The organism is Streptomyces sp. NRRL S-378, from assembly GCF_000720645.1.
Classification (GTDB): Bacteria; Actinomycetota; Actinomycetes; order Streptomycetales; family Streptomycetaceae; genus Streptomyces.
This window is the reverse complement of the sequence record NZ_JOBX01000122.1, coordinates 1-8,161: the sequence shown is the minus strand read 5'-3', so window position 1 is coordinate 8,161 and position 8,161 is coordinate 1. Positions and strand designations below refer to the sequence as shown.

Here is an 8,161-nt window from a genome sequence, read left to right as displayed (position 1 = left end):
CGGGTGGGCGGGGGTAGGGTGCGGGCCGTGTCCGAGCAGCAGCGTGACCTCGTCGGCTACGGCGCCGAGCCGCCGCACGCCGCGTGGCCCGGGGGTGCCCGTGTCGCCGTCAGCCTCGTGCTGAACTACGAGGAGGGCGGGGAGCAGAACGTCCTGGAGGGCGACCGCACCTCGGAGGGGTACCTCCACGAGATCGTCGGTGCGCCGCCCGTGACGGGCGGGCGCGACCTGAACGTGGAGTCGATGTTCGCCTACGGGGCGCGCGCCGGTTTCTGGCGCATCCACCGCACGCTCACCGCGCACGGTGCGCCGCTGACCGTGTACGCCGTGGGGCAGGCCCTGGAGCGCAACCCGGACGCGGCGCGCGCGATGGGGGCGGCCGGCTGGGAGGTGGCGGGCCACGGCCGGCGCTGGATCGACTACCGGCACGTGCCCGAGGAGGTCGAGCGCGCCGACATCGCGCGCACGGTCGAAACGGTCGGGCGGCTCGTCGGGCGGCGGCCCGTGGGCTGGTACACCGGTCGGACCAGTGCGAACACGCGGCGTCTGGTCGCCGGGGAGGGCGGGTTCCTCTACGACAGCGACGACTACTCCGACGACCTGCCGTTCTACGTCGAGGCGGGCGGGCGGGCGCACCTGGTGGTGCCGTACAGCCTGGACGCGAACGACTTCAAGTTCCTGATCGTGCACGGGTTCACGACCGCGGACGACATGCTCGCCTACCTCGTGGACACCTTCGAGACGCTCCGCGCCGAGGGCGCCGACCGGCCGCGGATGATGAGCGTCGGCATGCACTGCCGGATCATCGGGCGGCCGGGGCGGATCCGCGCGCTCGAGGGGTTCCTGAAGCACGTCGCGGGGCGGGGCGGGGCGTGGGTCGCCACGCGGGAGCAGATCGCACGGCACTGGCTGGCCACGCACCCGCCCGTGGGGTGAACGCGTGCGGCCCTCTAGGATGCCGGCGGGCGGGGCCGTAGCGCAGAGGTCGTCGCGCGCGGTCTCCAAAACCGTGAGGACGCCGGTTCGAATCCGGCCGGCTCCGTCCGCCCCGCCCGCTCCGTCCGCCCCGCCCGCTCCGTCCACCGCCCCCGGTGCGTACCGCGGCTGCCGCGGAGCCCCCGCCGGACCCCGGTGAGGGGGGTCTCGCGGGGGCCGGGCGGGTCGGCCGTGGTCTTCGGAGTGCCGGCCTTCCGAGGGGCGTGGGCTAGGACGCGGGGGTCTGGACCTTGTCGGGGTTCTCCTTGTCCAGGACGACCGGGTCCGTGTGCGGCGCGGGCTTGGGGTCGGGCTTCGGGGCCGGGTTCGGCGCCGGCTTGGGGTCGGGCTTCGGGGCCGGGTTGGGGGCCGGGGCGGGCTTGTCGGGCTTGTGCTCGCAGTAGACCTTGCCCTGGTAGAACTTGCAGCCCGGCATGTTCTCCACGTCGCGGACCTTGCCCTTCTTGCCGCGGTGCTTCTCGTTCTTCTTGCCCTTGTCGTGCTTGTCGTTCTTCTTCTCCCACTTCTCCTTCTTGTCGTGGTTCCCGTGACCGCTCTTCACGTGGGCAGCGGCCGTGGACGCGGCGGCCGTCGACGGGGCGGCGAACGCGCTGGTGGGGACCAGCACTCCTCCTCCGACGATCGCGGCCGAGACGGCGTACAGGGCGAAACGCTGCTTCCGGGAGGTGGTGCGGAACATGAGAATGACTCCGATGAGGGTGGGGGGAGGGGGCCGTTCCAGAGAACCTTGGGCGAAATGCCCGTTTCGTTCTCTGGTTAAAAGACTGGCTCCCGTACTTCATGAAGCGGTCCGCCGACTGTCACAGGCGCGTGACAGGCCGCGCGGCTCCCCCGTCCAGGCCCCGTCCGGGACCCCGTCGGTCCCCGCCCGCCCGCGGCATGGCGCCGGGGCCCGCGGCGGCGCGCGGCGGATGCCGATGCCCGGCGACCCCGGCCCTCGAGAGCGAAGGCCCGCGCCCGCCGGAGCGGGCGGCGACACCGCCGGCCAGGCCGGGGTCATCGGCGTCGGGCCCGCCGCCGTGCTGACGTTCGCGCTCGCGCAGGGCTCCTGGCAGCGGTTCGCCCCGTACATCGGGATGACGTTCTTCGCGGTGGGTCTTCGCCTTCCAGGTGCGGCCGGCCTGGCGGCCCGGCATCCGCACGGCGTACGTGCGCGCCCTGGTCGTACGCGCTGGTCGTCGGCCTGTGCGCGGCGATCGCGGTGGCCCCCATGCGGCAGCGCTGGAAGTGGCTGTTCCCGATGCCGGGCACCCGCAGCGCCTGCGAGGCCGTCGGCCGGTACGAGGTCATGCGTACGAGGGCGGCGGTGGCGGAGCCGGCCGGCGGTGACGCCGCCGCGGTGGCGTACGCGCAGGAGAAAGGGCGGGAGAAGACCGTCGCCGGCTGCCTGGCGTCCGCGACGGCCCTGTGGCTGCCCCGGTACGGGGCCGGGGCGGCCGTACTGGTCGGCGCGGGTGCGTGGTACCGCGACCGGAACCGGGCCGGGAGGCGCTCCCCGCCCGGTTCCTCCCCGCAGGAGCCGGTGGACGCGGGAGCGCGGCGGACCGGTCCGGCGCCGGACCGGACCTGCGGTAGGGCATCCCCCGCTGTGTGCGGCGGGGGCGGGGCGGTCAGTCGGCCAGGGGGACCGCGATGTCGCAGGCGGGGTCGGCCGGGGAGATCTCCGACCAGTCCGCGAAGTAGATCTCGCGGGGCGCCGCCGCCGTCGTGCGGGACTCGCGCTGCGCCCACGCGTAGACCGCGTCGTACGCGGAGAGGATCTGCGGGTAGGCCGTCTGTGCCTTGGTGAGGCGGGTGTAGGCCTGCGTGTGGGCGGGCTCCGTGCGCGAGGGCACCGGGAGCTGCCCGGCGCGGGCCGGGTCCACCGGGACGCAGAGCTCGACCGGGCCGTCGCCGTCCTCGTTGACCTCCCCGTGGTAGACGACGAACGGGTGGCCGAAGAACCCCCCGTGCGCCTGTGCCACCGGGGCCAGCCGGCCCAGGGCGGCGGGGATCCAGTCGGGCAGTTCCTCCGGGGTGATGTGCCGCTGTTCCGTGAGGACCAGCTGCTGGGGCACCTCGCGTTCCTGGATCTCGTACATGTCCGGGCTCCCTTCGTCTCCGAGCAGGTGGATACGGAGGTGCACCGCCAGCTCGCGCTGCGCCGCGTGCCGGCGCTCGACGCCGTCCCAGTACTGGGCCACCAGGTGGGCCGCCTCGGGGGCCGGGGCGGCCAGGACCGCGCCGACGTCGGCCAGCGGCATGTCCAGCCCGCGCAGCCGCACGATCAGCCGGGCCGCGGCGAGCCGGCTCTCCCGGTAGTACCGGTAGCCGGTGGCGGGGTCGACGTGGTCGGGCGGCAGCAGACCGTGGCGGTCGTACAGCCGCAGCGCCTTGTGCGACAGCCGTGCCCGGCGGGCGAACGCGCCGATGCTGAGCAGTGCTTCTTCCTCCATGGCCACTACGCTCCCCTCTCCCCCAGGGTCAGGGTCAACCCGGGCCCTCATCCCCTCCGCACCGGCCCAGGCCACGACGTTCGCGGTCCCCGCCCCCTCGCGGGAAAACTGACGGATCCGCACCGGCCCGCGCAACGCAGAAGGGCGGGCACGGGGCGGGGGTTATGCGGTGGTGGCGGTCAGGGCGGTCTTCAGGCGGCGGGCCTGGGTGGCCAGCTGGGAGGTGCCCTTGCGGGCGGCGGCCTCGGCCAGCCCCTGGGGCAGCGGGCCGCCGGCTCCGCAGTGCTCCACGCAGTCGGCGGCGACGGCGAGGAGTTCGCCCGCGCCGCGGGCCGGGCCGTCGGTGAGGACGGCGGGCAGGGCCACAGCCAGGGCGGCCCAGGTCGTCGCGTACGCTCCGGTCGCCGCGGCCGTGCGGGCGGCGTCGGCCAGCCGGTTGGGTTTGACGGTGCCCAGGCTCAGCAGTTCGGCCAGGTCGCGTCCGAGGAGGGCGGTGTCCAGTTCGCCGCGTGCGGCCAGGACGAGCAGCGCGTCGACCGCGGCGAGGCGGTCCTCGGCGTGGCGGGCACCCAGTGCGGTGGCCACGGCCAGGTGCAGTGCGGGGCCGGCCGGGCCGCCCAGTTCGGCGAGCCGGGAGAGGACCTCGCCCGCGCCGCGGTCCTCGGCGAGGGCGCATTCGGTGAGTTCGGGCAGCAGCCACACGGCCTGCCTCTCGCGGTCCTGCGGCAGGACCGCCAGGTGCGCGAGTTCCTGGCCGCGCCAGTGCCAGCAGTGCGGTGTCCCGGTGCGGGGGCGGCCGAGGGGGTGGAAGACTGCGGGGAACTCCCGCTGCACGATGGGGTGTTCGGGCAGTTCCAGCACGATGCGGCGCACGGTCTGCCGTTCGGAGCCCCACCAGTTGCGCGGGCCGCGGTCCTGGTCGGTGACGTGGCGGGTGTGGGGGGTGGCGGCGGCGCCGGTGGTGAGCCAGTCGGCCAGGCGCCGGCCTTCGGGGGTGGCGAGGGCCGCGGCGGCGCCGGCGGCCTGCGGGTCGCGCCGTACGCGCAGCAGGGCCTGGGCGAAGTCGGCGGGGGCGGGTGCGGTGCCCTGGCGGCCGTAGGCGGTCAGGCGGCTGATGAGGTCGTGCGGTTCGAGGGTGCCGCAGTCCCAGGTGGGGGTGGCCAGCAGGAACGGCAGGGGGGCGGTGAGCACGCGCAGGGCGGCTTCCCGGGCCCGGGCGGTGGTGACGCGCTGGAGGGCGTCGTGGATGCAGTTCTGTCCGTAGCCCCTGCCGTCGACCGGGCGGTGGGGTGAGAGGTCGGCGGGGTCGAGGCGGCCGAGGACGGCGGCGGCCAGGAGTTCGGGGACGGACAGGTGGGCGGGGTCGGCGAGGCCGGCGTCCTGGCCGGCCCAGTAACGGTCGGCGAGGGCCGGCAGGAGGGCGGCGGCCAGGGCGGTCCGGTCCTGGTGTGCGTGGCGGACCAGGAGGTCCAGGGCGGTCTCGGTCTCCTCGGCGGTCGGTGCGTTGGTCTTGGCGAGGGCGGCGACGAGTTCGACGGTCTCGGCGAGGGACCGGCCGGCGGTGGTCAGGGGGCGGCGGGCGGGGACGGCCGGGAGGGTCTCCTCGTAGCCGTCGGGGCTGTCGCCGGCCGGGTCGGCGATGGCGCCGAGGAGGGCGGCGGCGGTGCGGCGCAGGGCGGGGCCGAGCTGTTCGGCCTCGAAGGCGAGGTCGGCGCGCAGGGCGTCGTCGTCGGGGCGCAGGTGGGCGGCGACGAGTTTGAGGGCCTTGTCCTGCAGGGCGGTGTCGGTGTGGCCGAAGGTGGCGGCGGTGGCGGGCAGCAGGGTGAAGCGGTCCGCGGCGTCGCGGCGCAGGGCCTTGCCGAGGAGGACGAGCTGGGCGCGGACGAGTTTCTTCTCGGGGCGGAAGAGGACGGCGGCGGACATGTCGGCGAGGTGGTCGGCGGGGAGCCGGCCGGCTTCGAAGAGGGCGGTGAGGGTCTGCTGGGCGCGGGCGGCGGTGGGTGAGGGTGCGTCGGCGGCCAGGGCGATCCAGTCCGCGGTGTGCTCGGCGCGTTCGTCGGTGGTGGGGTCGAGGACGTCGAGGAGGTCGGTGTAGAAGGCGAGGTGGGCGGTGCGGCCGCCGCGCAGCAGGCGGTTGATGCTGCCGGTGAGGAGGACGCGGCGCTCCACGGTGCCCTCGGCGGCCAGGTGGGCCAGTTCCGCGGGCCAGCGGCCGGGGGTGCGGGGGTCGTCGTACCAGGTGAGGGCGGGGGCGGGTTCGGCGGTCTGGAACAGGTGGGGGACGAGTTCGGCGGTGTAGGGGTCCTCGCGCAGGGCGACCCGCAGCGGGCGGGGACTGGGGCGGGGGCGGGGGCGGCGTCCGGCCGGGACGGTGGTGGTGTCGGTGCCGGTCGTGGTGGCGCGGGCCCAGGCGTGGACGAAGCCGTCGGTGGTGGGGGCGGGGGCTCCGGTTCCTTCCAGGAGGGCGCGGATGAGGGGGTAGTCGTCCTCGACGGTGGCGGTGCGGGCGGCGAGGCGGTGGGCGACGTCGGCGCGCCAGGCCCGGTCGCGTGCGGCGAGGAGTGCGGCCAGCGGGGCGGTGTCGCGGGGGCGGGTGTCGCGCAGGTCGCGGGCGGCGATCCAGGAGGCGGCGGCGGCCGGGCCGGTGTGGCAGGCGGCTCCGGCGAGGTGGAGGGCGCGCAGGGTGGGCTCGGCGTCCCAGCGGCGCCTCCAGTCCCAGGAGCGTATCTCGCGGCGCAGGGCGGTCAGTTCGGGCAGGTGGGCGCGGCGTTCGCCGTCGGTGAGGGGGGTGATGAGAGTGGTGACCCGGTCGCAGCGGCCGGTACGGACGGCATCGAGGAGGGTGTTCATCGCAGGTCTCCGGCAGCGGCGGCGGTCGTGGCAGTGGTGGCGGTCGTGGCGGTGGTGGTGTGGGAGGGGGCGGTGGTGGTCCGGTCGCGGCGGGCCATGCGGACGGCGAGGGCGTGTTTGCAGGGGCCGCGGCGGCCGCGGTAGTCGGCCCACCACTGGCAGGTGCAGCTCAGGACGCCGCCGGCGGCTTCGCGGACCTGGTAGTGCCGTTCGCCGGAGCGGACGGTCGCGGTGCCCGGCCCGGCGGCGGCGGTGTGGAGCTGGACCGCGCCGTCGGCGAGCAGGGCGCGGGCGGCGGTGAGGCGGGGGTTGCGGGTCTCGGCGCGGTGGGCGTCGTAGGGCAGTTCGCGGTGGAAGTAGGCGGTGTCCGCGGCGTCGTAGCCGACGCGGCCGGCGGTGCCGAGGCGGGTGAGGGCGGCGCGTACGCGCTGCGGGGTCAGTCCGCTCCGGTCGGCGAGGTCGGCGATGTCGATGCGCGGTTCCCAGGAGAGGAGTACGGAGACGAGGTCGGCGTCGGCGGCGGCCTCGTCGGTGGCGAGGGCCTCCAGGACGGCGCCCTCGCCGGAGAAGCCGCGGCCGGGCTCCGGGGAGAGGGTGAGGGTCAGGCGCATGCCGGGCAGGGCGACCTCCCAGGCGGCGGCGGTGGTGGCGCCGCCGTGGCCGGCGGGCCCGTACACGCGCAGTGCGGTGGCGTGCCGCAGCACCCGCTGCAGGGCGGCCAGCCGTTCGGGGCCGGGCAGGCAGACGGCGCCGGGGACGGGGCGGGTGGTGGGGCGCAGGGTGCGGCCGGCGGGGACCACCCACAGGGCTGCGCGGCCGCCGCCGGTCGTGGTGGCGGTGGCGGTGCGCGGGAGGGAGCGCAGGAAGCGTACGGCCTCGGCCGCGGGCAGTTCGGCGCGCAGGTCGAAGGCTGCGGTGATGACCTGGGCTTCGGCGAAGCCGCGCAGCCAGCGGTCGGGCAGCGGGACCTTCTTCTCCACCAGGGGGCCGTCCAGGGTGGTGACGGCCAGTTCGTCGGGGCCGACGCGCAGGTGGAGGGGCTCGTCCCCGCCGAGCCGGGACAGGGCTTCGCGCAGCGGGTTGTTGACGTCGACGTTGGTGGTGCCGTGGCCGGTGTCGGCGCCGTCGAGGCCTTCGGAAAGCACGTCGAGCCGGGCGTAGACCCCGCAGCAGCCGGAGAAGGACTCGAAGCGCAGCCGGTCGCCGCCGGCCGTGACGACCGGGTCCAGGGAGGCCCGCAGGGTGCGCTGGTAGTAGCGGGCGGCGGCGACGTCGGCGACGGCGAGCAGGCCCCGGGCGGCGGCCTGAGGTGCGCTCAGGAACCCGGCGAAGAACTGCGGGTGGGCTTCGCGGCCCGCCGGGGTCAGCCCGCCGGAGGTCTCCAGCCCGAGGAGGCCGGCTCCGCCTGCGGTGGTGAGGGCGGACGGGCGCGCGTAGGCGAGTGCCTGGATGGATCGGCTCATGGGCGCAAAGGTAGGGGCGGACACCGACAACGCTGACGGTACGTCAGCCACGGGCGGTACCGGGAGGTGCGGTGACGGCGGGGTGCCCGGCGGGGGCGGCGGGTACGGGCGGGTGCCGGGACGGCGGGTGCCTGCGGGCACGGGGTGCAGCGGGGCGGCGACGGCCGGCGGCCACTGGGTGCAGCGGGGCGGCGGGTACGGGCGGGTGTGGTGACGGCGGGTGCCTGCGGGGGCGGCGGGTGCCTGCGGGCACGGGGTGCAGCGGGGCGGCGGATACGGGCGGGTGCCGGGACGGCCGCCGGCGGGCACGGGGTGCAGCGGGGAGGCGGATACGGGCGGGTGCCGGGACGGCGGGTGCCTGCAGGGGCGGCGGGTACGGGCGCTGTCTCTTATACACATCTCCGAGCCCACGAGACA

Annotated in this window: 5 protein-coding genes and 1 tRNA gene; 2 read left to right on the top strand and 4 right to left on the bottom strand. The window is 76.1% G+C overall.

All coding sequences use genetic code 11. The features are described from left to right. Both puuE and IH80_RS0137545 read left to right on the top strand, forming a co-directional pair. The coding region (puuE, locus tag IH80_RS0137550; RefSeq protein WP_324609452.1) for an allantoinase PuuE at positions 1-936 on the top strand (936 nt) is incomplete at its 5' end. 31 nt (positions 937-967) lie between these two features. After that, a tRNA-Trp gene (locus tag IH80_RS0137545) sits at positions 968-1,042 on the top strand. A gap of 162 nt (positions 1,043-1,204) precedes the next feature. Here the strand turns inward: IH80_RS0137545 and IH80_RS0137540 are convergent. From IH80_RS0137540 to IH80_RS0137525, 4 genes are all read right to left on the bottom strand, one after another. Next, a complete protein-coding gene (locus IH80_RS0137540; RefSeq protein WP_030966381.1) occupies positions 1,205-1,675 on the bottom strand; it encodes a hypothetical protein in 471 nt (156 codons plus the stop codon). A gap of 931 nt (positions 1,676-2,606) precedes the next feature. Next, complete coding sequence (locus IH80_RS0137535) at positions 2,607-3,431, bottom strand: MerR family transcriptional regulator (RefSeq protein ID WP_030966380.1); 825 nt, start codon at positions 3,429-3,431, stop codon at positions 2,607-2,609. Between the two features lie 162 nt (positions 3,432-3,593). Next, complete coding sequence (locus tag IH80_RS0137530; protein WP_030966379.1) at positions 3,594-6,281, bottom strand: DUF6493 family protein; 2,688 nt, start codon at positions 6,279-6,281, stop codon at positions 3,594-3,596. Continuing rightward, on the bottom strand, positions 6,278-7,744 hold the full coding sequence (locus IH80_RS0137525) for an SWIM zinc finger family protein (protein ID WP_078906962.1): 1,467 nt from the start codon (positions 7,742-7,744) through the stop codon (positions 6,278-6,280). Before IH80_RS0137525 ends, IH80_RS0137530 begins: the two co-directional genes overlap by 4 nt. Positions 7,745-8,161 lie beyond the last annotated feature (417 nt).

Bases quoted from the DNA above. Each gene is read 5' to 3' on its own strand.
- IH80_RS0137525 (WP_078906962.1), bottom strand. From the start codon at position 7,744: ATGAGCCGATCCATCCAGGCACTCGCCTACGCGCGCCCGTCCGCCCTC.
- IH80_RS0137535 (WP_030966380.1), bottom strand. From the start codon at position 3,431: ATGGAGGAAGAAGCACTGCTCAGCATCGGCGCGTTCGCCCGCCGGGCA.
- IH80_RS0137540 (WP_030966381.1), bottom strand. From the start codon at position 1,675: ATGTTCCGCACCACCTCCCGGAAGCAGCGTTTCGCCCTGTACGCCGTC.
- IH80_RS0137530 (WP_030966379.1), bottom strand. From the start codon at position 6,281: ATGAACACCCTCCTCGATGCCGTCCGTACCGGCCGCTGCGACCGGGTC.